18 protein-coding genes and 1 pseudogene are annotated in these 23033 nt (G+C 71.9%); 5 read left to right on the top strand and 14 right to left on the bottom strand.

What is annotated here, in order from left to right:
* Nucleotides 1-199 precede the first annotated feature (199 nt).
* The 5 genes from acnA to HALOF300_RS25420 all read right to left on the bottom strand — a co-directional run bounded on the left by acnA (nucleotide 200) and on the right by HALOF300_RS25420 (nucleotide 9214).
* Nucleotides 200-2968 carry an aconitate hydratase AcnA gene (gene acnA / locus HALOF300_RS25440; protein ID WP_269455332.1) on the bottom strand — a complete coding sequence of 923 codons (2769 nt, stop codon included), beginning with the start codon at nucleotides 2966-2968 and terminating at the stop codon, nucleotides 200-202.
* 92 nt (nucleotides 2969-3060) lie between these two features.
* On the bottom strand, nucleotides 3061-5460 hold the full coding sequence (locus tag HALOF300_RS25435; protein WP_156743676.1) for an HAD-IC family P-type ATPase: 2400 nt from the start codon (nucleotides 5458-5460) through the stop codon (nucleotides 3061-3063).
* Nucleotides 5457-6788, bottom strand: a complete 1332-nt coding sequence (locus tag HALOF300_RS25430) for a class I SAM-dependent RNA methyltransferase (RefSeq protein WP_156743675.1) — start codon at nucleotides 6786-6788, stop codon at nucleotides 5457-5459. The genes HALOF300_RS25435 and HALOF300_RS25430 overlap by 4 nt, the downstream gene beginning before the upstream one ends.
* Nucleotides 6778-8805 (bottom strand): APC family permease, encoded by a 2028-nt coding sequence (locus HALOF300_RS25425; protein ID WP_156743674.1) that lies wholly within the window; start codon nucleotides 8803-8805, stop codon nucleotides 6778-6780. The genes HALOF300_RS25430 and HALOF300_RS25425 overlap by 11 nt, the downstream gene beginning before the upstream one ends.
* 28 nt (nucleotides 8806-8833) lie before the next feature.
* Complete coding sequence (locus tag HALOF300_RS25420) at nucleotides 8834-9214, bottom strand: nitroreductase family deazaflavin-dependent oxidoreductase (protein ID WP_156743673.1); 381 nt, start codon at nucleotides 9212-9214, stop codon at nucleotides 8834-8836.
* A 64-nt stretch (nucleotides 9215-9278) separates the two neighbouring features.
* Here HALOF300_RS25420 and HALOF300_RS25415 point away from each other — a divergent pair.
* Nucleotides 9279-9959, top strand: a pseudogene (locus HALOF300_RS25415) (potassium channel family protein); the annotation flags it as partial.
* Nucleotides 9959-10639, top strand: coding sequence for a potassium channel family protein (locus HALOF300_RS25410; protein WP_156743672.1), 681 nt, complete (start codon nucleotides 9959-9961; stop codon nucleotides 10637-10639). The pseudogene HALOF300_RS25415 and the gene HALOF300_RS25410, both read left to right, overlap by 1 nt.
* On the opposite strand, the gene HALOF300_RS25405 is transcribed toward HALOF300_RS25410, so the two are convergent.
* The 4 genes from HALOF300_RS25405 to dut are packed head-to-tail and all read right to left on the bottom strand — an operon-like array spanning nucleotide 10563 to nucleotide 12901.
* On the bottom strand, nucleotides 10563-11315 hold the full coding sequence (locus HALOF300_RS25405) for a DUF3159 domain-containing protein (protein WP_231955773.1): 753 nt from the start codon (nucleotides 11313-11315) through the stop codon (nucleotides 10563-10565). The genes HALOF300_RS25410 and HALOF300_RS25405 overlap by 77 nt on opposite strands.
* Nucleotides 11312-11698 (bottom strand): OB-fold nucleic acid binding domain-containing protein, encoded by a 387-nt coding sequence (locus HALOF300_RS25400; protein ID WP_156743671.1) that lies wholly within the window; start codon nucleotides 11696-11698, stop codon nucleotides 11312-11314. Before HALOF300_RS25400 ends, HALOF300_RS25405 begins: the two co-directional genes overlap by 4 nt.
* 22 nt (nucleotides 11699-11720) lie before the next feature.
* Nucleotides 11721-12416, bottom strand: a complete 696-nt coding sequence (locus tag HALOF300_RS25395) for a DUF3710 domain-containing protein (RefSeq protein WP_156743670.1) — start codon at nucleotides 12414-12416, stop codon at nucleotides 11721-11723.
* On the bottom strand, nucleotides 12416-12901 hold the full coding sequence (gene dut, locus HALOF300_RS25390) for a dUTP diphosphatase (RefSeq protein WP_156743685.1): 486 nt from the start codon (nucleotides 12899-12901) through the stop codon (nucleotides 12416-12418). Before dut ends, HALOF300_RS25395 begins: the two co-directional genes overlap by 1 nt.
* 110 nt (nucleotides 12902-13011) lie before the next feature.
* Between dut and HALOF300_RS25385 the strand changes: the two genes are divergently transcribed.
* Nucleotides 13012-13479 (top strand): DUF3093 domain-containing protein, encoded by a 468-nt coding sequence (locus HALOF300_RS25385; protein WP_197522837.1) that lies wholly within the window; start codon nucleotides 13012-13014, stop codon nucleotides 13477-13479.
* On the opposite strand, the gene HALOF300_RS25380 is transcribed toward HALOF300_RS25385, so the two are convergent.
* Entirely contained in the window at nucleotides 13449-13748 is a 300-nt protein-coding gene (locus tag HALOF300_RS25380) for a DUF4193 domain-containing protein (RefSeq protein WP_156743668.1), read from the bottom strand. The genes HALOF300_RS25385 and HALOF300_RS25380 overlap by 31 nt on opposite strands.
* A gap of 388 nt (nucleotides 13749-14136) precedes the next feature.
* Here HALOF300_RS25380 and sepH point away from each other — a divergent pair, with 388 nt between their 5' ends.
* Nucleotides 14137-15285 (top strand): septation protein SepH, encoded by a 1149-nt coding sequence (gene sepH / locus HALOF300_RS25375; RefSeq protein ID WP_156743667.1) that lies wholly within the window; start codon nucleotides 14137-14139, stop codon nucleotides 15283-15285.
* A 20-nt stretch (nucleotides 15286-15305) separates the two neighbouring features.
* On the opposite strand, the gene HALOF300_RS25370 is transcribed toward sepH, so the two are convergent.
* The 4 genes from HALOF300_RS25370 to HALOF300_RS25355 all read right to left on the bottom strand — a co-directional run bounded on the left by HALOF300_RS25370 (nucleotide 15306) and on the right by HALOF300_RS25355 (nucleotide 20467).
* Nucleotides 15306-15953: a thymidine kinase gene (locus tag HALOF300_RS25370; RefSeq protein ID WP_156743666.1), complete on the bottom strand. Its 648-nt coding sequence runs from the start codon at nucleotides 15951-15953 to the stop codon at nucleotides 15306-15308.
* Nucleotides 15953-17140: an alkaline phosphatase family protein gene (locus HALOF300_RS25365; protein ID WP_231955772.1), complete on the bottom strand. Its 1188-nt coding sequence runs from the start codon at nucleotides 17138-17140 to the stop codon at nucleotides 15953-15955. Before HALOF300_RS25365 ends, HALOF300_RS25370 begins: the two co-directional genes overlap by 1 nt.
* Nucleotides 17137-17703 carry a DUF5998 family protein gene (locus HALOF300_RS25360; protein WP_156743683.1) on the bottom strand — a complete coding sequence of 189 codons (567 nt, stop codon included), beginning with the start codon at nucleotides 17701-17703 and terminating at the stop codon, nucleotides 17137-17139. The genes HALOF300_RS25365 and HALOF300_RS25360 overlap by 4 nt, the downstream gene beginning before the upstream one ends.
* Nucleotides 17704-17779: 76 nt before the next feature.
* Nucleotides 17780-20467 (bottom strand): bifunctional acetate--CoA ligase family protein/GNAT family N-acetyltransferase, encoded by a 2688-nt coding sequence (locus HALOF300_RS25355; RefSeq protein WP_156743665.1) that lies wholly within the window; start codon nucleotides 20465-20467, stop codon nucleotides 17780-17782.
* 82 nt (nucleotides 20468-20549) lie between these two features.
* Between HALOF300_RS25355 and HALOF300_RS25350 the strand changes: the two genes are divergently transcribed.
* A complete protein-coding gene (locus HALOF300_RS25350; RefSeq protein ID WP_156743664.1) occupies nucleotides 20550-23027 on the top strand; it encodes a DNA gyrase/topoisomerase IV subunit A in 2478 nt (825 codons plus the stop codon).
* The last annotated feature ends 6 nt before the right edge of the window (nucleotides 23028-23033 follow it).

The following is a 23033-nucleotide window of genomic DNA, read 5'->3' as shown; positions in this document are numbered from 1 at the left end:
CCCTGACACCCACCCTGGAACGGCTCTCCCCTGACCCGAAACGTGAGTCGCACGGCCCGGGACCCGCACTTCGCGTCAGCGGAACGCACATGTGGGCGGCATAGCGCGCCGCATGCTCCCGACGGCGGGCTCCGGGCAGCAAGGAGCCCCAGCACGCGGCCCTGGATTCAAGGGCTGCGTACTGGGGCTTCCTGTCGTGTCAGGCAGCGACGAGCGAGCGAAGCACGTACTGCAGGATGCCGCCGTTGCGGTAGTAGTCCGCCTCGCCGGGGGTGTCGATGCGCACGACGGCGTCGAACTCGACGGCGGTGCCGTCCTCCTTCGTCGCGGTGACGTGCACGGTCGACGGCGTGCTGCCCTCGTTCAGTGCGGTCACGCCGGCGATGTCGTAGGTCTCGGTGCCGTCCAGGCCGAGGGAGTCCGCGTTCTCCCCCTCGGGGAACTGCAACGGAAGCACACCCATGCCGATCAGGTTCGAGCGGTGGATCCGCTCGAAGCTCTCGGTGATGACAGCCTTCACGCCGAGCAGCACGGTGCCCTTCGCGGCCCAGTCGCGGGACGAGCCGGAGCCGTACTCCTTGCCACCGAGGATCACCAGCGGGACGCCGGCCGCAGCGTAGTCCTGGGCCGCGTCGTAGATGGTGGTCTGCTCGCCGGTGAGGAGGTTCTTGGTGAACCCGCCCTCGACGTCGTCCAGTAGCTGGTTGCGCAGCCGGATGTTGGCGAACGTGCCCCGGATCATGACCTCGTGGTTGCCCCGGCGGGAGCCGTAGGAGTTGAAGTCGCGGCGGGCCACGCCATGCTCGGCGAGGTACTTGCCGGCCGGGGAGTCCGGCTTGATCGAACCGGCCGGGGAGATGTGGTCGGTGGTGACCGAGTCCCCCAACTTGGCCAGGACGCGGGCACCGCCGATATCGGAGACGGGCTCCGGCTGGGCACCCATGCCCTCGAAGTACGGGGGCTTGCGCACGTAGGTGGAGTCCGCGTCCCACTCGAACGTGTCGCCCTCGGGCGTCTGCAGGGCACGCCACTGCTCGTCCCCGGTGAAGACGTCCGCGTAGTCGGAGGTGAACATGTCCCGGTTGATCGAGGAGTCGATGGTCTCCTGGACCTCGGCGGCAGAGGGCCAGATGTCCCGAAGGAACACCGGCGACCCGTCCTCGTCACGGCCGAGAGGCTCGTGCTCGAAGTCGAACTCCATCGTCCCGGCCAGGGCGTAGGCGATCACGAGCGGCGGGGAGGCCAGGTAGTTCATCTTCACGTCGGGGTTGATCCGACCCTCGAAGTTCCGGTTCCCGGAGAGCACCGAGACCACGGACAGGTCGTGCTCGTTGACCGCGGCTGACACCTCGTCGGCGAGCGGACCGGAGTTCCCGATGCACGTGGTGCAGCCGTAGCCGACCAGGTGGTAGCCGAGCTTCTCGAGGTAGGGCCACAGGCCCGCCTTCTCGTAGTAGTTCGTGACCACCTGCGAGCCGGGCGCCATCGAGGTCTTCACCCACGGCTTGACCGTCAGGCCCCGCTCCACGGCCTTCTTCGCGAGCAGCCCGGCGGCGAGCATCACCGACGGGTTCGAGGTGTTCGTGCAGGAGGTGATCGACGCGATGGCGACGGCGCCGTGGAACAGGTCGTAGGACTTGCCCTCGGGCGTGGTCACCTGGACGGTGCGCCGGGCCTGCTGGGAGATCGCCGGCGAGTCGGACGCCGGGAAGGACTCCTTCTCGGCCTCGTCCACGCCGTTCACGACGTCGGCAGCGTAGTTCGGCAGATCCCGCTGGAACGCACTCTTGGCGTGGGTGAGCTCGATGCGGTCCTGCGGGCGCTTCGGCCCGGCGATCGAGGGCACGACGGTGCTCAGGTCGAGGCTCAGGTACTCGGAGAACTTCGGCTCGGAGTACCCCTGCGCCGTGGGGTCGAGCCACATGCCCTGCTCCTTGGCGTACGCCTCGACGAGCGCGACCTGGGCGTCCGAACGGCCGGTCAGCCGCAGGTACTCGAGAGTGACGTCGTCGATGGGGAAGATCGCGGCCGTGGAGCCGAACTCGGGGCTCATGTTGCCGATGGTGGCCCGGTTAGCGAGCGGCACCTGGGCCACGCCGGCACCGTAGAACTCGACGAACTTGCCGACCACTCCGTGCTGACGGAGCATCTCGGTGATCGTGAGCACCACGTCGGTGGCGGTCACACCGGACGGGATCTGGCCGTTCAGCTCGAAGCCGACCACGCGCGGGATCAGCATGGAGACGGGCTGGCCCAGCATCGCGGCCTCGGCCTCGATACCGCCGACGCCCCAGCCGAGCACACCAAGGCCGTTGACCATGGTGGTGTGCGAGTCGGTGCCGACGCAGGTGTCCGGGTAGGCACGCAGGACCTTCTCGCCGTTGACCTCGACCTCGCGGGTCATCACCACGCGGGCCAGGTACTCGATGTTCACCTGGTGCACGATGCCGGTGCCAGGGGGCACCACCTTGAAGTCGTCGAACGCGGTCTGGCCCCAGCGCAGGAACTGGTAGCGCTCGTGGTTGCGCTGGTACTCGATGTCGACGTTGCGCTGGAACGCGTCCGGACGGCCGGCGACGTCGATCTGGACGGAGTGGTCGATGACCAGCTCCGCCGGGGACAGCGGGTTGATGCTGGCCGGGTCGCCGCCGAGGTCGGCGACGGCCTCGCGCATGGTGGCCAGGTCGACGACGCACGGCACGCCGGTGAAGTCCTGCATGACCACGCGCGCGGGCGTGAACTGGATCTCGGTGTCCGGCTGGGCGTCCGGGTCCCAGGCCGCAAGGGCACGCACGTGATCGGCGGTGATGTTTGCGCCGTCCTCGGTGCGGAGCAGGTTCTCGGCGAGCACCTTGAGGCTGTACGGAAGCCGCTCGAGACCCTCGACGGCGTTCAGCCGGTAGATCTCGTATCCGGTCCCACCGACGTCCAGGGTCCCCTTGGCGGAAAACGTGTTGACGCTACTCACAACCACTCCTCGGCGCTCTCTCGCGGTCCTGCCGCATCCTTGCACTTAATGCTACGACCGCATCAGGTAATTTATCTCGATGTCGAGATATCTTATCGCACTTCCGCCAGGGAGTGCACCTCTGCGGCCCCCGGGTGCGCCTTCCGACGGCGGTAGGTGACCTCGATGGCGACGCACCCGACCGCTGCCGTGACGGCCACCAGCACGGCGGTGAACGGCTCCGGCACCTCGAGTGCGAAGAAGTCCCGCACGAACGGCACGGCGATGGCCAGCACCGCACCCGCGGCCATGGCCGCGAAGAGCGCCACCCGCCACCAGTTCCACGGCCGGGCGAGCGCACCGAGCAGCCACAGGCCCATGATGACGAGGGTCAGCGTCGCACCGGTGTTCGCTTGCAGCCCGGCGTCGCGGGCGTGCAGGGTGCCGTAGACCACGAGGACCGCGAGGGCCGAGGCGATCCCGCACGGGATGGCCAGCATCAGCACCCGGTGCAGGAACCCGGGCACGTACCGCTGCCGGCTTGGCGCCAGGGCCAGGAAGAAGGCCGGCGTGCCGATCGTCAGCGCGCCGACCAGGGTCAGGTGCCGGGGCAGGAACGGGTACGGCCACGCCGTGATCGCCACGACGATGGCGAGCAGCACGGCGTAGGTGGTCTTGTTCAGGAACAGCGAGGCGACCCGCTCCATGTTCGCGATGACCCGGCGGCCCTCGTCGACCACGCCGGGGAGGGTGGCGAACCGCCCGTCCAGGAGCACCAGCCGGGCCACCGCCTTCGTGGCGGCCGCTCCCGAGCCCATCGCGATGCCGAGGTCGGCATCCTTGAGTGCCAGGGCGTCGTTGACACCGTCGCCGGTCATCGCGACCGTGTGACCGCGGGACTGCAACGCGTGCACGAACGCGCGCTTCTGCTCGGGCGTGACCCGGCCGAAGACCTGCTCGCTGGTGACCACGTCGGCGAGCGCCTCGCCGTCCTCGGGCAGGGTTCGGGCGTCCACCCCGGTGACCGGGCGGCCGCCGTCGCCGCCGAGGCCGACGGCCCCTGCGATCGCCGCGACCGTGGCCGGGTTGTCCCCGGAGATCACCTTCACGGTGACGCCCTGCGCCGCGAAGTAGGCGAGGGTCTGCGCGGCGTCCGGGCGCACGTGCTCACGCAGCACCACCAGGTACGCCGGGCGCAGGCCGCGCGGGGGTCCACCCTCGGCCGCCGCGCCGGTGAGCGCGTCCGCCGGGGCCGCGGCCAGGAGCAGCACCCGGGCACCGGTGTCGGCGAGGTCACGCACCTGCTGCAGGACGCCGTCGCCCGCTTCGAGCAGCACCTCGGGCGCGCCGAACACCCAGGCGCCGGCGTCGGTGCGGTGCGCGCTCCACTTGCGGGCGGAGGAGAACGGGACCAGCACCTGCGCCGGCGCCGCGGGCACGTCCGTCACGCCCGCTGCGATCGCGGCCGCGGAGGCGTTCGCGTCCGGGTCCGCCGCGAGCGCGGCCAGCGCCTCGCGGGCTCCGGGCACGGGGGTGAGCTCGATGAGGTCGGTCAGCCCCACTGTGCCGTCGGTGAGGGTCCCGGTCTTGTCCAGGCAGAGCACGTCCACCCGGGCCAGCACCTCGACGGCGGGCAGCTCCTGCACCAGCACCTTGCGTCGGGCCAGCACGATCGCGGCCAGCGCGAAGTTGATCGAGGTGAGCAGCACCAGGCCCTCGGGCACCATCCCGACCACGCCGGCGACGGCGGAGACCACCGCGTTGCGCCAGGTGCCGTCCGCGAGGGCGAGGTCGAGGCCGCCGTGGTGGCGGATCTGGCTCCAGACGAGCAGGATCGCTATCGGCACGATCGCCCAGGACACGTACACCAGGATCCGGTTGATGCCCGACCGCAACTCGGAGTTCACCAGGGAGAACCGCCGGACCTGCGCCGTCAGCTGGTTCGCGTAGCCGGCGGTGCCGACCCGGGTGGCCCGCACCACCGCGGAGCCGGCGACCACGGCGGAGCCGGAGAGCACCTCGTCCCCCGGTCGCTTGTCGACCGGCTCGCTCTCGCCGGTGAGCATCGACTCGTCGATCTCGGCGCCACGGCTGGTCAGGACCTCCCCGTCGGCGGGCACCTGGTCGCCGAGGCGGAGCACGAGGATGTCGTCGGTGACGATCCCGTGGAGGTCGACAACCTGTTCGGCACCGTCTCGCAGCACCGTGGCGTTCGGGGCGTCGAGGATCGCGAGCCGGTCCAGCGTGCGCTTGGCGCGGTACTCGGTGAGCCCGCCGATGAGCGCGTTGGACAGCAGCACGAACCCGAAGACGGCGTCCTGCCAGCTCCCGACGAGCAGTACCACGACCAGGGCGATCCCGAGGATGGCGTTGAAGAGGGTGAACAGGTTGCCGCGGATGATGGCGGCGAGACTGCGCGAGGACGACTCCGGGGCGACGTTCACCTCGCCACGGGCGACCCGGGCCGCGACGTCCGCGGCAGTCAGGCCGAGAGGAGTCTCGGTGGTGCTCATCCGAGCGTCGTGGGAGTCAGCACGGCCACGCATTCGACGTGGTGCGTGTGCGGGAACAGGTCGAACGCGCGCAGGGACACCAGCTCGTGCCCTCGCTCACGCGCATGCGCGACATCCCGGGCCAGGGCCGCCGGGTCGCAGGCCACGTAGACGATCCGGTCCGGTCCGGCCGCGAGGACGGCGTCCATCACGGCCGCACCGGCGCCCGCGCGGGGCGGGTCCAGGACCACGACGTCGGCGTGCGGTGCCGGCCCGCGCGCAGGCCCGGCGACGGCGTCGGGTGCTGCGCCGGCGGCGCCACTGTGGCCGTTGTGCTCCGCCAGTACGGCCGCCACGTCGCCGCCGTGGAGCACCGCCTGGTCGAGGCCATGGACGTTGCGACGGGCATCGGCGATGGCGCGGGGGTCGCCCTCGACGGCGTCGACCCGACCGTCGGGGCCCACCTCGCCGGCGAGCGGCACGGTGAACAGGCCGGCACCGGAGTACAGGTCCCACACGCCGGCGCCGGGCCCGACGGCGGCCGCCTCCAGGACGGCGCCGACCAGGGTCCGTGCCGCCTCGAGGTGCACCTGCCAGAAGCCGCCGCCGGCCACCCGGTAGGCGAACTCGCGGCCGTCGGCCAGGTGCACCCGCTCGCGCACGTTGCGCCGCCCGCCCCGCAGCGGCTCGCCGTCGACAAGGATCAGCACCTCGCCGTCGGACGGGGCGACCGCTTGGATGGTGGCCCCGGGCCGCCAGGTGCGCCCGAACAGGTTCGCGGCCGCAATCGGCTCGGCGGCGAACGGCATGTCCGTCAGCGCGAGCACCTCGTGCGAACGGTACCGGTGCATGCCGGCCCGGCCCTCGCCGTCGGCCACGAGCTCGATCCGGCTCCGGCTGTGCAGGCCGCCGCGCTCGAGGTCACCGGGAACTCGCTCGACGCTCAGGCCGGCGAGCGCCGGGTGGTCGGCGTCGAGCCGGCCGATCCGGCGGAGGGCATCGGTGATCACGTCCCGCTTCCAGACCAGCTGCCCCGGCAGGCTCACATGGGCGAGTTCTCCCCCGCCCACTCCCCCTGGCCCGGCGGCCGACCAGACCGAGTCCACCCGGTCCGGCGACGCGGTGAGCACCTCGATCGCGTCGGCCCGCCAGTAGCCCTTGCGGCGTACCTCGGTCAGGACCGCCCGGACCCGCTCACCGGGCAGCGCGTGCCGGACGAAGACCACCCGGCCGTCGTGGCGGGCCAGGCAGTGCCCGCCGTGCACGGGGGCGCCGACATCCAGGGTGAGGACGTCGCCGACCGTAGCGGGTCCGGACCCGGCGGGTCCGGTGGGCGCCTCACTCGCCACGTCGCACCATCCCCGGCGCGGGCAGGTCGCCGAGACGTTCGCCCGGGTCGTCGGGGTTCACGAGGCTCCGTGCGGAGGACGCGAGCTGCCAGGGAACCGAGGCCATCACCACGCCGGGAGTGTAGAGCAGGCGCGACTTCAGGCGCAGCGCGCTCTGGTTGTGCAGCACCCGCTCCCACCAGTGACCCACGACGTACTCGGGCACGTACACGACCACCAGGTCCCGCGGGGACTCCCGCCGGATCGACTTCACGTACTCCAGGACCGGGCGGGTCAGGTCGCGGTACGGGGAGTCCAGGACGGTCAGCGGCAACGGCACCTCGGCGGCGTCCCAGTCGCGGCGGACCTGCTCGGCGGCGTCCCGGTCCACGGCCACGGTGATGGCCTGCAGCGTGGAGGGGCGGGTGGCCCGGGCGTAGGACAGGGCGCGCATGGTCGGCTTGTGCACCTTGGAGACGAGCACGAGGGCATGGACGCGGCTGGGCAGGGCACGGGCAGCGGCGACGTCCTCGATCTCCAGCTCATCGGCCACGTGCTGATAGTGCCTGCGGATGAACACCATGACTGCGAACAGCAGGGCCATCAGTCCGATGGCGATCCAGGCGCCGTGGGTGAACTTCGTGATCAGGACCACCGCGAGGACGAGCGCGGTCAGCGCGAACCCGAATGCGTTGATCGCACGCGAGCGCTTCATCGCCCCGCGCTCCTTCGCCGCGACAACGCTGGGCAGCCGCTCGTTCCAGTGCCTGATCATGCCGAGCTGGCCGAGGGTGAAGGAGACGAAGACGCCCACGATGTAGAGCTGGATCAGCCGGGTCACCTCGGCGTCGAAGACCCAGATCAGCGCGATGGCGGCCAGGGCCAGGATGATGATCCCGTTGGAGAACGCGAGGCGGTCGCCGCGGGTGTAGAGCTGGCGCGGCAGGTAGCCGTCCTTGCTGAGGATCGAGGCGAGGGTGGGGAACCCGTTGAACGCGGTGTTCGCTGCGAGCAGCAGGATCAGACCGGTGGCGGCGGTCACCAGGTAGAACATCGGCGGGAAGCCCGCGAACACGGTCTGGGCGATCTGCCCGATCACCGGGTCCTGTTCGTACCCTTCGGGTACCGGCTGCCCGTTCATGGCGAGCTGCAGGTGCGGGTCCTGGACGAACCGGACCCCGGTGGCCCGGGCGAGACCGATCACCGTCATCAGCATGGTCGCGCCGATCAGGCCGAGCAGCAGCAGGGTGGTCGCCGCGTTCTTCGACTTGGGCTTGCGGAACGCAGGCACGCCGTTGCTGATCGCCTCGACCCCGGTGAGGGCTGCCGCACCGGAGGAGAACGCACGCAGCACCAGGAAGCCGCCCGCGAGGCCCATCAGGCCCTCTTCGTAGCCCGCCTCGGCGAGGACGTCGAACTGGGCGCTCTCGGCGGTGCCGAGGGTCCCGGTGGCCCACTGGATGCCACCGACGAGGGCCATCACGCCCATGCCGGCCATGAACAGGTAGACGGGAATGGCGAACCCGCTGCCCGACTCACGCACGCCGCGCAGGTTGATCAGCGCGATGAGCGCGACCAGGCCGATGGCGATGATCGCCTCGTGGTCGCGGGCGGCCGGGAGCACGGTGGCGAGGTAGTGGGAACCGGACGAGACGGACACGGCCACGGTGAGCACGTAGTCGACCTGCAGCGCACTCGCGACGGTCAGCCCGGCCCGGGGACCGAGATTCGTGGTGGCCACCTCGTAGTCGCCGCCCCCGGAGGGGTAGGCCCGAACCGTCTGACGGTAGGAGGCCACGACGGTGAGCATGACGATCACGACGGCGAGCGCCACCCACGGCGAGATCGTGTACGAGGCGAGGCCGGCCAGGGAGAGCGTGAGCAGGATCTCGTCAGGGGCGTAGGCGACCGAGGAGAGTGCGTCGGAGGCGAACACCGGCAGCGCGATGCGCTTCGGCAGCAGGGTATGCCCGAGTCGTTCGCTACGGACCGGGCGCCCGACGAGAAGGCGTTTCGCGGCGTCGGAGAGATCAGGCACGGTGGCTCACTGTACGCGTAGGTTCCGGCTACCGCGCCCTCATCGTGAGGGTCTCGAGCGAGTCCGTCGCGCGCAGGATCCTGGCCACGACGAACGGCGCCCAGGACGCGGTCTCGTCCCTGCCGAGCACCGGGTCGACCAGGTCCACGATGCGGCCCCGGGTGACGAGGCGCGCGGAACCGGCGGCGCGCACGTTGCGGACCCAGTCGGTCCGGGGACCGTAGGTCAGCGCGAACACGTACGAGCCGTTCCGCTGGAACACGTTCACCGGGATGGTGTACTTCGTGCCGGACGTGCGGCCGGTGTGCGTGAGCAGGCCGAATCCGGGCATCCTCGGGGCGACGTGGCGCATGACGTGGTTCAGGTACTTCTTGTTGCGTTCCGCTACCGAGCGGGACAGCGGACTCATCGGTGTGCCTCCGTTGCGATCTCCCGGCGTCGACTGCTGACGCCGCAACGGTACTCCCGGTGTAGCGTCTGGACTCGTGCACTTCGTCATCATGGGCGCGGGTCGCGTCGGGGTCACCCTCGCCGAGACCCTGGAGTCCAAAGGCCACTCCGTGGCGATCATCGATCAGAACCCGGAGGCGTTCCGGCGACTCTCGGACGACTTCGCGGGCCGCCGGGTGACCGGCATGGGTTTCGACCGGGAGGCCCTGACGCAGGCCGGCATCGAGGACGCCTACGCGTTCGCGGCCGTGTCCAGCGGGGACAACTCCAACATCATCGCCGCCCGGGTGGTCCGCGAGGTGTTCGGGATCGACAACGTGGTGGCCCGGATCTACGACCCGGGCCGGGCCCAGATCTACCAGCGGCTCGGGATCACGACCGTCGCGACCGTCCGGTGGACCGCGGACCAGGTGCTGCGCCGGATGATGCCCACCGGTGCGGCCAGTGAGTACCGCGACGCCTCCGGCGGCGTCAGCCTGTGCGAGATGGACCTGCACGAAGGGTGGATCGGCCACACCGTGCGGCAGCTGCAGAACCTCGCGAAGGCACGGATCGCGTACATCACCCGGTTCGGTGACGCGTACATCCCGTCCCCGCTCGACGTGCTCCAGGAGAACGACCTGCTGCACGTCATCGTGTACACCGACCACATCAACGAGGTCCAGCGGATCCTGGCCACGGCGCCCAAGCCCGAGGAGGACTGATGCGGGTCGTCATCGCCGGTGCCGGGAGCGTCGGCCGCTCCATCGCCCGGGAACTCATCGGCCACGACCACGCGGTCCTGCTGATCGACAAGGACCCGATGGCCATGAAGGTCTCCTCGGTCAGCGAGGCCGAGTGGCTGCTCGCGGACGCCTGCGAGATCAGCTCGCTGAGCCAGGCGGACCTCGCCGCCGCCGATGTGGTGGTCGCGGCAACAGGGGACGACAAGGCGAACCTCGTGGTCTCGCTGCTGGCGAAGACCGAGTTCGCGGTGCCGCGGGTCGTGGCCCGGGTGAACAACCCGAAGAACGAGTGGATGTTCGACGAGGCCTGGGGCGTGGACGTGCTCGTGTCGACGCCTCGGATCATGACGTCGCTGGTGGAGGAGGCGGTCTCGGTCGGCGACCTGGTCCGGATCTTCACCTTCCACCAGTCCGGGGCGAGCATGTACGAGATCACTCTGTCCCCCGGCGCAGCCGTGGTGGGTCAGCAGATCTCCCAGATCGGCTGGCCGAGCGCGGCCGTGCTGGCCGCGATCATCCGCGGCGATCAGCCGATCGCACCCAGCCAGGACGACACCCTGGAGGCCGGCGACGAGCTGCTGCTCATCGTGTCGTCCGCGGAGCAGGCGGATCTGCTTGAGCTGCAGCACCTGCTCGGGGATTCACCAGCAGCCACGTGATCCACAGGACGAGCGCCCACAGCGGCAGCCCCATGACCAGGCGCGCGGTGCCGAGCCAGCCGGCCTCCGCGTTCAGGTAGAGCGGCACCTGCACCGCCAGCCGGGCCGCGAACGCACCGACCCACAGCCAGGACGCGAGCGAGTAGCGGCGCAGCAGCGTCCGGTCCGCGCGCCACTCGAACCCCTTCCCGAACAGGCTCGAGACGATCACGCCGACCACTGGCCACCTGGCCAGGATGGACGCGGTCACGCCGACCACGAACGCGGCGTTCACGTACAGGCCCCACGCGAAGTAGTCCTGCGCCTCGCCGGTGCGCCACGCCCAGATGGCGCCGATCGCGACACCGAGCAGCCCCCCGACGGCCTGCGTGACCGGCGTCCGCGCGACCAGCCGGGCGATCGTGGCGATGAGCGCGACGGCGACGGAGGAGATCAGCGCCGGCATCAGTTCCCGGGTGGCCACGAACACAACCACGAACACCAGGCCGGGCGCGGTCGACTCGACGAGGCCGCGCACGCCCCCGATGGACTCGGCCAGGCTGAACTCCCCCGCCGCGAGCTGGCCCATGCCGCGGCCGCCGGGTACGGCGCCACTACTCGGGGCCCGGCCGGTCCGGTCCGGCAGCTCGGGGCCGGACGTGTCCTGGGGCGCGTCTGCCTCGCGGTTCTCGGTCATGGGGTCGCCTCTGCGGAGTCGGGGGCCAGGAGTCGGTACTCCGGGTTGAACATCGTGGCGTGCGTGCGGCCGAAGTCGGCCGACGTGATCATGCCCTCGGCGACCAGCCGGCGCCCCGGCTCGATGCCGGGGATCTCCAGCCGGCCGAGCCAGACGAGATCGAGGCTGCCGGACCCGTCGTACAGCTCGGCCACCAGTGCCGGGCCGGCAGCGGCCGGTGCGAACGTCACCGCCCGGATCACACCCGAGACGGTCGCGCGACTGCGTGCGTGACACCGGCCCACCGGCTGGGTACCCCGTCGGCGCGCCTCGAGCTGCTCGTCGTCGGCCTCGAGCTCGGCCTGGGAGGCGGTGAACCGGTCCCATGCGTCGCGCAGGCTCATCGTTTTCGACCTCACTGCCGGCTCAACGGGTCTCGGTGATCTCGGGGCCACGCTTGGGCAGGTCGAGGCTGGGTCGCCCGCCCGCGGGGTCCGGGGTGGGTTCGCCCGGGCGTCCGGGCAGGTGCAGGGTGAGCAGGTCCCGCGGCGGACGGGCCTCGGAGCCACGCACCACCACGACATCCGCGAGCACGTCCTCGAGCGCGGCCGCCGCCTCGGAGTCCACGGTCGCCTTACCGGACATCACCGCGCGCAGGAACCAGCGCGGCCCGTCGACGCCGATGAACCGAGCCGGCCGGCTGCCGGTCCGTCCGTCCGGCAGCCGGGCGGGAAGCCGGGCGAGCAGCTCGCGGCCGAACGAGCCGCTTCGCTCGTCGGACGACCCGCCCTGCTTGACGACCTGCTGGGCGATCTCCTCCCGCAGCTCGTCCCAGAGGCCTTCGCTGCGGGGAGCGGCGAACGCCTGCAGCTGCAGACTCGAGGAATCAAGCAACAGCCGCACCGCGACGACGCGGCGGGTCTTGGAGTCCAGCTCCATCTTGACCTGGCTGCCCGCCCGCTTCGGCAGCCGGATCGCGCCGAGATCGATGCGACCACCGAGTTCGGGCACCTCGTCGACGTCCCATGGGCCGCGCCCCTCGGGCTCGGCGGGGCTCGGCGCGGATTCCACGGAGTCGGCGGATTCGGCCCGCGCGGCCTTCCTACGTCCGAACAGTGCCATCAGCGTGCTCCCTCCGCGATCGCATAGCCCCCGGTCGAACCGAAACCACCATCGCCGCGGTCACTGCCGGGCAGGTGCTCGACCTCCACGAACCCGGCGGAGGCGACCTGCTGGATCACGAGCTGCGCGATCCGGTCGCCTCGCTCCAGCCGGGCCTCGGTCTCGGTGTCGGTGTTGACGAGGATGACCTTGATCTCACCCCGGTAGCCGGCGTCCACCGTCCCTGGTGCGTTCAGCGTCGTGACGCCGTGCTTCGCGGCGAGGCCGGAGCGGGGGTGCACGAACGCGGCGTACCCGCGCGGCAGGGCGATCGCGATCCCCGTCGGCACCGTCGCCCGCCCGCCGGGGGGCAGGGTCACGGGCTCGGCCGCTCGCAGGTCGAGGCCGGCGTCGCCGGGGTGGGCGTAGGCCGGCACCGGCAGCTCCGGGTCGAGCCGCTGGATCAGGATGTCAACGTCCGTGCCGGGGTCGTCGTTCTCAGTCATCACGCGTCGAGCCTACTTCTCCCCGCGACCGCTCGTGGCGGTCGAGGTGGATCGTCGGGGCCCGGTGCTCGGTGCCCGGTGTACCCGTGGCCGGTGGCAGACTGGCATTCGTGCCCGTGTTCTCCGAGACCCTGCTGCCCTCCGTCTGGAAGTGGCTGCTCGCCCCAGCCGGTGGCTTCGGCGCCGCGATGATCACGGTGGTACTGGGAATGCCGGTCGCCGTCGCCGTAGGCGTGGCGGTGACCGTCGTGCTGGCGGTCGTGCAGTTGCGGACCGCGCCTGTGACCGTGGTCACGGCGGATGAGTTGCGGGCCGGCCGGGCACACATCGCCAGGGAGTTCATCGACGCGGTCGAGATCGTCGAGGGCAGCGACCTCGAGAACGCGATGGGGCCGGGACTCGATGCCCGCGCCCACGTCCAGTTCAGTTCATCGGCGCCGGCGGCGGTACGGGTGGTCCTGCGAGACCCGCAGGACCCCACGCCGTACTGGTTGATCTCCACCAGGCGCGCCGCCGAACTGGCGCGGGCCCTGGTGGGTGATGCGGCTCAGGCCGCGCACTCCGAGCAGACCGGCTGACCGTTCTCCTCGTAGGCCAGCTGGCTGCGGTGGTGGACCAGGAAGCAGCGCGAGCAGGTGAACTCGTCTGCCTGACGGGGCAGGACGCGAACGGAGAGTTCTTCTCCGCTGAGATCGGCGCCGGGGAGTTCGAACCCCTCGGCGGCTTCCGTCTCGTCCTCTTCGATAGCCCCGGAGTTCTTCTCCGCACGCCGGGCCTTCAGCTCCTCCAGGGAGTCCTCGCTGAGGTCCTCTTCGTTCTTGCGCGGTGCGTCGTAGTCGGTCGCCATGGTGGGCAAGCGCTCCGGTTTCTCTTGATGATGGTGGTCGCAGTTACAACGCGTGGGGCTTCTAAATGTTCCCGTAGCGAAGGGATTGTCCACCCTGGACGCCACGTGTGCGCACCGAACGGAGAAATCCCTTGGAACTGAGGCGAGGACGACGCGCAGCCGGCGTGTTGGACCGGGGTCCGCGCAGCCTCACCGGGGCGAACCATACAACGGTCTTGGCAGTTCGGAGCACCACGCGCCGACGGGCGGGCGCCGAGGCCGCCGCGTTAGGCTGCCACGGTCGCCCCTGCAGCGGCCCGGTCGCGGGAATCACCGCCACACCGGACGTAATGCGGCAGTCCCGACCGGTGGGCTGGCAGGCTCGGGGTGTGCACGGTACGGAGGTGTCATGGTGGAGCTAGAACTGGTTGGGATCCATGCGGATGGTGAGCATCTGATCCTCATCGGACCCGACGGTGAACGGCACCGGCTGCCCATCGACGACGCCCTGCGCGCTGCCGTGCGCCGCGACCGCCCCCAGCTCGAGAAGCTGCGCAGCGATTCCGCGCTCCGTCCGCGGGACATCCAGATCCTGATCCGCGCCGGCGCGAGCGCCGAGGACATCGCCGGCGAGTCCGGTCTCGCGATCGAGCAGATCCGCCGCTACGAGGGCCCGGTCATCGCCGAACGAGAGCACGTCGCCCGCCGGGCCCGGATGCTCACGATCGGCCGCGAGTCCGGCGCGCCGCAGCTCGGTGACCTCGTCGTCGACCGACTCGCCGCGCGCGGCGTCGATGCGGACTCCATCGACTGGGACGCCCGCCGCCGCGGCAGCGAACCCTGGGAGCTCGTGGCCCGGTTCATCGCGGGCGACCGGGACCGCGAGGCCGTCTGGCAGGTCGATCTCTCGTCATCGATGGTCACCGCCCTCGACGACGAGAGCCGTTGGCTGTCGGAGACGGACCTGAGCGCGCCCGGGCCGCGCCGCCACCTCAGTGCCGTGCGCGGCGCCCGGCTCTACGACGTCGAGACGGATGCAGACATCGCGCCGTCGCTCCAGGCCGTCGACGCGGTCATCCGGGACTCCAGGCCGGTGGCCGCCGACCACGACGAACCCGCGTCCCCCGAGGAACCCGACTCCGACGACGGGTCCGGCACCGAAGCGCTCCTGGACCATCTGAGCGCCAGCCGCGGAGTGCGGCAGCGGGTCGAGCTGGATGACGACACCGGCGCGGACGAACCCGGCGACGGGCCCGACGACGCAGGCCGGGTGGGCGAACGCACCGGGGCCACCGGCGACGGTGTCCACGAGCCGATGCTCTGGGACGACCCGCCGGCCGCACACCCGCCCGCGTCCCACCCCGAGGAGGCGCAGGACGCGGGCATCATCGACCTGCCGCCGCACCTGGCCAACCCGGCCGCCGATCCTGCCGGTGAGCCAACCACCGGGGACGACGAGGAGCCGTCCGAGCCCGCCAGGAGCAAGCGCCCGCGGCGCAACCGCCGTACCAGCGTGCCGTCCTGGGACGAGATCGTCTTCGGCGCCAAGAACGACTGACCGCGCGTCCCGGCAGACTCTCAGCCGCTCAGATCCAGCGGATCCGGCGACGGGCTCGGCGCGTGTGCGGAGGCAGCGGTCAGGCCGGCCCGGTGGTGCCGCCGGCAGAGTACCTCGTAGCCCACCTCCCCGGTGCCGGCTCCGGTGTTGCCGACCACCATCTGCTCACCCTCGGTAACCATGACGCCGCCGACCGTGCGGGCGTTGTGGGTGGCTCGGCGCCCGCACCAGCACAGGGCACGCACCTGGAGCACCTCGACCCGGTCGGCCAGCGCGAGCAGGCGCGCCGATCCGGGGAACAGCCGCGTCCGGAAGTCGGTGGTGATCCCGAACGCGAACACGTCCACGACGAGGTCGTCGACGACGCGCGCCAGTTGCTCGATCTGCTCGGGCGCATAGAACTGTGCTTCGTCGCAGATGAGGTAGTCGACCACCTGGCCGCGGGTGCGGCGGTGCACCACCTCGCGCCAGAAGTCGGTCTGCTCGGTGACCTCGACCGCGGGGACGGCCAGGCCGAGGCGGGAGGAGAGCATCTCGGCACCGGCCCGGTCGTTGCGGCTGAAGATCACCCCACGGCGGCCCCGAGTGGCGTGGGTGTAGTCCATCTGCAGGGCCAGCGTGGACTTTCCACAGTCCATCGTTCCCGAGAAGAACACCAGGTCCGCCATCAGCCCTCCAGCACCACGAGCGGCACGGTGCGCTCGGCCGCGGTGATCGAGCCGTGCATCCCGACCAGGGTGAGCGACGCCGCGGTCTGGGTTCGCGAGTCATGCACGGCGAGGTCACCGAGCGCGGCCACCACGACGTCTCCGATGACCTCCGTGAACCTCGGGTCGACCGGGCCGAGCAGCCCGGCCTCGATCACCTCGGCCCGGGACAGCACCCGGGCGCGGTCGCCGAGGGCATCGGCCCACACCTCCCGGACCTGTTCCGCGGCGCCCGGACGGCTGTACAGGTGCACCGCTCGGGGCTCGCCGGCCACCAGGTCCACGTCGGCGGCCAGGTCCGGACGGTCGGCGACGTCGACCCGCGCCGGCCCAGCGACGTGCGTGCTCGGCCCGTGGGGGATGTCGACCATCCCGTGGTCGGCCGTCACCACCATCGTCGTGCCGAGCGGGAGGAGCCGGGCCAGCCGCGCGAGCTCGGCATCGGTGTGCGCGAGCGCGTCCGCCCACTCCCCCGAGCGCCACCCCTCGTGGTGGCCGGTCGAGTCGACGTCGCCCCAGTACAGGTACACGAGGTCCACGTCCACCTCCCGCAGCGCACCCAGCGCGGTGTCCACGCGCTCGGGAAGCGTCTCGGCGGGCAGGAACTCCGAGCCACGCAGGGCCGCCCTGGTCAGGGGCGAGGAGGCGAACCGCCACGGGCCGACGCTGACCGCGGACCGGTCGGCCTCCTCGAGACGTTCGAACACGGTGGGCCGGCGCTGCCAGGCCAGTGGGTCCGCGCCGGTGTTCCACGAGATCATGTTCATCAGCCGGCCCCGGGGTTCCCGGACGGTGTAGCCGAGCAGCCCGGTCTCGCCGCCGGCCCGGCCGGTGCCGAAGTAGCCGAGGTTCGTCGCGGTCGTCGACGGGAACGCGCACGTCAGCGCGTCCAGCCGGCCCGTCGACGTCAGGAACGGCGCCACGTCCGCACGGTCGGTGAGGTTGTGCCAGCCGAGGCCGTCGACGAGCACGACGACCGCCTTGCGGGCCTGCGGCAGGCCGAGCGCGGCCGCCACGTCCATGCTCGAGGTCGCTGCGCCGTCGGGCATGGCGAGATCGATCCCGCAGGCGCCGACGGCACCCCACAGGACCTGACCCAGCGTGCCCGCCGGCTCGGCGGCGGTGCCGGGGGCGGCCGGTGCGCTCACGCGCCGGTGCGTGCGGTGGCGGCGGACAGCGCCGCCGCGAACGAGACCGCCGCGGCCATCGCGTCCGCCCCTTCGGCCTCAGCGCTGACCCGGACCACCAGGTCGTCCGGCATCGATGTGCCGGTGTAGCCGTGGTCGGCCTCGCAGTTGGGGTCGGGGCACGTCGCGGGCTCGAGATCGATCCGCTGTACCGAACCCCAGTTCAGGGCCAGCGTCAGCTCGGTGCCACCACTGCCCTGCTGGTAGACGGCCGGGTCGACGACCCCGTGGGTGAGCGCCACCGACCGGATCGCACCGATCGGTACGGCCTCCGTGGTGGCGGCGGCGGTCGAGGCGCCGTCGACCTCCTCGGGCGGCACGTCGTCCACGTGGGCGACGATCAGCCGGGTGGGCGTGAGCGTCAGCGCGGTGACGTGCCGGCGCACCTCGGTGCGGTCGAAGACGGTCTCGGGGTGCACCAGGTGCGCGACGACCTCCTCACCGGCGAGGGCGATCTCCAGGACGTCGGCGACCAGCGACGGGTAGTAACCGGCGCGCTCGATATCGCTGCGCAGGTGGCGCATCTGTTGGGCTCGTGACTTCTGCACCGCCCCAGTCTCCCACCTCACGGCGATCCTGGGCTCACGGTCTCCTCGCAGGTCACGGCAGCACCCGTCGCGCAGCGTCCCCCCGGGCCGGATGGCCGACGTCCACGCTCGCCCCGAGGATGGCGGCGCCGGTCTCGGATACGAGCACGGGGTTCAGGGTGATCGAGGTGACCTCGGCCAGCTCGTCCTTGAGGATGCTGACCCGGCCGATCGCGTCCGTGAGCGCGGCGATGTCCAGGGCGGGCAGCCCGCGGTGCCCGAACAGCCGGGCGGACGCACGCAGGGAGCGGATCATCTCGAGGGCGTCCACGTCGGTCAGCGGCGGGACCCGGTAGGAGACGTCCCCGAGCAGTTCGACGGCGTCCCCGCCGAGGCCGGCGCTGATGATCGGCCCGTACAGCTCGTCCTCGGTGGCCCGGACCACACATGCGGCGCCCGTCGGGGCCATCGACTGCACGTCGAAGGTGGTGCCGCGGCCCACCATGGCGCGCACCCGGGCCTCGCTCTGCGCGAACGCCTCGCGCAGCTCGGCCGGGTTCGACAGGTCCAGCCGTACGCCGCCGAGGTCGGCCCGGTGGCGCAGCACCTCGTCCGAGGTCTTCAGCGCGACCGGCCACCCGAGCTCCTCGGCGGCCGTGACGGCCCCGTCGGCATCCTTGACGGTGATCTCACGCCACTTCTGCAGCCCGTGGGTGGCCAGCAGCTCGGCGGCCCGCTCCGGGCTGAGTCGCTTCGTCAACCCGCGCGGCAGGTCGGCCAGCTCGGCCTGGACCAGCTCCTTCGCGCGGCGTCGGTCGATGTCGTCCGGGTCGACGCGGCGGCCCCGGTCCGCGCTGCGCCAGTCCTGGTAGCGGGCCGCCTGGACGAGCGCGTGGGTGGCCGCCTCCACGGTCGAGAAGCCCGGTACCCGCACCTGGGCGGTGGCCAGTTCGGGCGTCAACCCGGCGGACCCGAACACGCAGGCCACCGTGGTGCGGCCGGAGCGCTCGGCGAGCCGGGCGATCTCGGGCCCGACGGCGGAGCCCACGTCGTCGAGGATCGGCACGTACGCGACGATGGCCGCGTCCCAGTCCTCCCGCGCCAGGGCCGCGTCGATGACCTCCCGGTAGGCGTCGGGGCCCGCGGTCGGCACGAGGGCGGTCGGGGTGCCCGCGACCTGCAGCCCGCCGCCGCCGAGCAGCTCGGCGATCACGGCCGCCTGGGTGCCGGAGTTGGTCAGCACCAGCACCCGCCGTCCCGCCGGCAGCGGCTGCTCTGAGAACAGGGTGGCCAGGTCGAGGAGCTCGGGGATCGTCTCGGCGCTGATCACCCCGGCCTGCCTCATCAGTTCGTCGAGGGCGCGCCGCGGCTCCCGGGAGATCCGCACGGCGTGCCCCGGTGGGTTCAGCTGGCCGGTGGTGCCGGCGATCATCGTGATCACCGGCCCCTTCTCCGAGAGCCGGCGCGCGACCCGGGAGAACTTGCGCGGGTTCCCGATCGACTCGAAGCGCAGGGCACTCACGCGGGTGCGTTCGTCGGCGAGCCAGAACTGCATCGTGTCGTTGCCCGAGACGTCCACGCGGTGCCCGGCGGACAGGAACGAGGACACCCCGAGGTCCCGATCGGCGGCACCGGTGACCATCGCCAGGCCCGCAGCTCCGGACTGGCAGAACAGCCCGACGGTGCCCTCCCGCAGGCGGCGCTGGGACGTGGTCGCGTTCAGGTGTCCGTTGGCGCCGCCGGTGACCAGCCCGAACGAGTGCGGGCCGACCAGGCGCAGCCCTGCCTCGCGGGCGGCTCGGACCAGCACCCGCTGGGTCACTCGGCCCTCGTGGGTGGCGGTGGTGAACCCGCCGGAGTAGAGCACCACGCCGTGCACGCCGAGGCCGGCGAGGTCGCCGAGCATCGCCGGAACCCCGACGGCGGGCGCGGCGACCAGGGCGAGGTCGAACGGGCCCGCGTCGGCGACGTCGGCCAACGTCGCCGGGCCGCCCGGCAGCCCGACGCAGCGGACCGTCCCGGCGTAGTGGCCGCCCTCGATGGTCGCGCGCAGCCGCTCACCGAACCGGACGCCGTCGGGACCTGCGCCGTACACGAGCACCGCGCCGGGGTCGAGCAGCCCGGCCATGGAGAGCGCCTCGGCGCGCTGTTCGCGCTCGGCGAGCACGGCCAGCGACCGGTCGGTCGGCCGGATCGTGAAGGAGACCGCGAGTACGCCGTCGTCGAGGGCCTGGTCCACGTCGTAGCCCGCGTCGGAGAACACCCGCACCATCCGGGTGTTCTGAGGCAGCACGTCCGCGACGAACCTGCGCACCCCGAGCTCGCGGCCGGCCGCGGCCAGGTGCTCCAGCAGGACCGAGCCGAGCCCTTTGCCCTGGACGTCGTCGAGGACGTTGAACGCCACCTCGGCGTCCCCGCCGCCGAGCCGGTCGAACCGCCCGACCGCGACGATGTCGTCGCCGAGGAGCAGCACCAGCGCGACCCGGTCGGAGTGGTCGACGTGGGTGAACCGGTGCAGGTCCCGGTCCGGGAGCCGTTCCAGGGGCGCGAAGAAGCGCAGGTAGATGGACTCCGGGGACTGCCTGGTGTGGAACCGCTGCAACGCGTCGGCGTCGTCCGGGCGGATCGGCCGGATCCGGGCCGTGGACCCGTCCCGCAGCACGACGTCCGCCTCCCAGTGCGCCGGGTACTCCGGCGCGCCGGGCTCGACGCCGTCGGCCGCTCGGGGCTCGCTCGCCGCCGCGGGCTCCTGGCTGTGCATGTCCTCGATCCTAGTCAGCCGGCTCCCATCTCCTCGGTGTGGGACGGCGGGGTTGGCGGCCATGATCGGTGAGAATGGACCCATGGCACGACGCACCACCGGCACCACCCCCGGCTCCGATCCCACGAACATCATCGACATCGACGTCTCCGCGGAGATGCAGGGATCGTTCCTCGAGTACGCGTACTCCGTCATCTACGCACGGGCGCTGCCCGACGCCCGGGACGGGCTGAAGCCCGTGCAGCGCCGGATCCTCTACCAGATGGCCGACATGGGGCTCCGGCCCGACCGCGGGCACGTGAAGTCGGCACGCGTGGTCGGCGAGGTGATGGGCAAGCTGCACCCGCACGGGGACACCGCCATCTACGACGCCCTGGTCCGGATGGCCCAGCCGTTCTCGCTGCGCCTGCCGCTCGTGGACGGGCACGGCAACTTCGGCTCGCTCGACGACGGTCCCGCGGCGCCCCGGTACACCGAGGCCCGGCTCGCCACGGCCGCGATGGTGATGACCGCGGGCCTGGACGAGAACGTCGTCGACTTCGTCCCGAACTACGACAATCAGCTCACCCAGCCGGAGGTGCTCCCTTCGGCGCTGCCGAACCTGCTCGTCAACGGCGCCAGCGGGATCGCCGTCGGCATGGCCACGAACATGCCCCCGCACAACCTGGTCGAGGTGATCGCGGCGGCCCGGCATCTGATCGCTCACCCCGACGCGGACCTCGAGGCCCTGATGCGGTTCGTGCCTGGCCCGGACCTGCCCGGCGGTGGGAAGATCGTCGGCCTCGAGGGCATCCGGGACGCCTACGCGAGCGGCCGCGGCTCATTCCGCACCCGTGCGAGCGCCCGGATCGAGAACCTCACCCCGCGGCGCAAGGGCATCGTGTTCACCGAGCTCCCCTACCTGGTGGGGCCGGAGCGGGTCATCGAGAAGATCAAGGACGCGGTCCAGTCCAAGAAGCTGCAGGGGATCTCGGCCGTCACCGACCTCACCGACCGCACCAACGGGCTGCGGCTCGTGGTCGAGGTGAAGAACGGGTTCAACCCGGACGCGGTCCTCGCGCACCTGTACAAGCTGACCCCGCTGGAGGAGTCCTTCGGGATCAACAACGTGGCCCTGGTCGGCGGGCAGCCGCGCACCCTCGGTCTGCGCGAGCTGCTCACCGTGTACGTGCAGCACCGCTACGACGTGGTCCGCCGCCGGACCGAGTTCCGGCTCGGCAAGCGCATCGACAGGTTGCACCTGGTGGAGGGGCTGCTGGTCGCGATCGCGGACATCGACGAGGTGATCGCCGTGATCCGCAGCAGCGACGACGCCGAGGCCGCCCGGTCCCGCCTGATCGCGGTGTTCGACCTGTCCGAGCCCCAGGCCGAGTACATCCTCGAGCTGCGGCTGCGCCGGCTGACGAAGTTCTCCCGGATAGAACTGGAGGCCGAGCGCGACGAGCTGGCCCGGGAGATCGAGGAGCTGCGCGCGATCCTCGCCGACGAGGGACTGCTGCGGCAGGTGGTCTCCGACGAGCTGGCCCAGGTGGCTGCCGAGCACGGGACGCCACGACGCACGGTGCTGCTGGAGTCCAGCGGCACCACCGCCACCGCCGCGGCCGACGGCGCCCCCCGGTCCGGGCGGTCCGCGGCGGCCATGCCGGACCTCGAGGTCGCGGACGCTCCGTGCCGGGTGCTGCTCTCGGCGACCGGTCTGCTCGCGCGCACCGCGGACGACGCTCCGCCCCGGCGGGACGGGCATCGCGCGGCTCACGACGCCCTCCGGGCCGAGGTCCCCGCAACGGCCCGGGGTGAGGTCGGGGCCGTCACGAACACCGGCCGGATGCTGAAGCTCTCCGTCATCGAGGTCCCGTCGCTGCCGCCGACGGACGGGCCGCCGAGCCTGTCCGGCGGGGTGCCGGCCAGCGAGGTGCTGCTGCTCGAGAAGGGCGAGCGGGTCGTCGGCCTGGCGCCGTTGGACGACGCCGCGCCGCCGCTGACCCTCGGCACCCGGGACGGGGTCGTCAAGCGGGTCACCGCGGACCGCCCGGGCAACCGCGACGCGTGGGAGGTCATCTCCCTCAAGGAGGGCGACGAGGTCGTCGGTGCCGTGAACGCCGCCGACGACCACGAGCTCGTGTTCGTCACTGCCGAGGCCCAGCTGCTGCACTTCGCGGCGAGCGCGGTCCGCCCGCAGGGCCGCAGCGGCCAGGGCATGGCCGGGATCAAGCTGGCCGCCGGGGACACGGTGGTCTTCTTCGGGGCGCTCGCTCCCGACGCGGCCGCGGCCGCGTCGGTGGTCACCCTGGCCGGGTCCTCCGGCGCACTGCCGGGCACCGTGCCGGGTACGGCGAAGGTGACGCCGTTCGCGCTCTACCCGAGCAAGGGCCGCGCCACCGGAGGGGTCCGTGCGCACCGGTTCCTGCGGGGCGAGGACAGCCTGTACCTGGCGTCCGTTGCCCCGGACCCGGTGCGGGCCGTCGGTTCCGGCGGGCAGAGCGTCGACCTCCCAGCGCCCGTGGACCGCCGCGACGGCTCCGGCACCGCCCTCGCCGCGCCCGTGGCCGGCCTGGGCTGAGCCCGG

Origin of the sequence: Occultella aeris, from assembly GCF_902703175.1 — a bacterium.
In the GTDB taxonomy this organism is placed as follows: domain Bacteria; phylum Actinomycetota; class Actinomycetes; order Actinomycetales; family Beutenbergiaceae; genus Occultella; species Occultella aeris.
Note: the sequence above shows the minus strand (reverse complement) of the source record. Positions and strands in the feature narration are given on the sequence as shown.

What these genes read in the sequence shown, in the direction of transcription:
- HALOF300_RS25410 (WP_156743672.1), top strand. Translation starts at nt 9,959, where the DNA reads ATGCGGGTCGTCATCGCCGGTGCCGGGAGCGTCGGCCGCTCCATCGCC.
- sepH (WP_156743667.1), top strand. Translation starts at nt 14,137, where the DNA reads ATGGTGGAGCTAGAACTGGTTGGGATCCATGCGGATGGTGAGCATCTG.
- HALOF300_RS25370 (WP_156743666.1), bottom strand. Translation starts at nt 15,953, where the DNA reads ATGGCGGACCTGGTGTTCTTCTCGGGAACGATGGACTGTGGAAAGTCC.
- HALOF300_RS25420 (WP_156743673.1), bottom strand. Translation starts at nt 9,214, where the DNA reads ATGAGTCCGCTGTCCCGCTCGGTAGCGGAACGCAACAAGAAGTACCTG.
- HALOF300_RS25400 (WP_156743671.1), bottom strand. Translation starts at nt 11,698, where the DNA reads ATGAGCCTGCGCGACGCATGGGACCGGTTCACCGCCTCCCAGGCCGAG.
- HALOF300_RS25435 (WP_156743676.1), bottom strand. Translation starts at nt 5,460, where the DNA reads ATGAGCACCACCGAGACTCCTCTCGGCCTGACTGCCGCGGACGTCGCG.
- HALOF300_RS25360 (WP_156743683.1), bottom strand. Translation starts at nt 17,703, where the DNA reads ATGCGCCACCTGCGCAGCGATATCGAGCGCGCCGGTTACTACCCGTCG.
- HALOF300_RS25355 (WP_156743665.1), bottom strand. Translation starts at nt 20,467, where the DNA reads ATGCACAGCCAGGAGCCCGCGGCGGCGAGCGAGCCCCGAGCGGCCGAC.
- HALOF300_RS25405 (WP_231955773.1), bottom strand. Translation starts at nt 11,315, where the DNA reads ATGACCGAGAACCGCGAGGCAGACGCGCCCCAGGACACGTCCGGCCCC.
- HALOF300_RS25395 (WP_156743670.1), bottom strand. Translation starts at nt 12,416, where the DNA reads ATGGCACTGTTCGGACGTAGGAAGGCCGCGCGGGCCGAATCCGCCGAC.
- dut (WP_156743685.1), bottom strand. Translation starts at nt 12,901, where the DNA reads ATGACTGAGAACGACGACCCCGGCACGGACGTTGACATCCTGATCCAG.
- HALOF300_RS25380 (WP_156743668.1), bottom strand. Translation starts at nt 13,748, where the DNA reads ATGGCGACCGACTACGACGCACCGCGCAAGAACGAAGAGGACCTCAGC.
- HALOF300_RS25350 (WP_156743664.1), top strand. Translation starts at nt 20,550, where the DNA reads ATGGCACGACGCACCACCGGCACCACCCCCGGCTCCGATCCCACGAAC.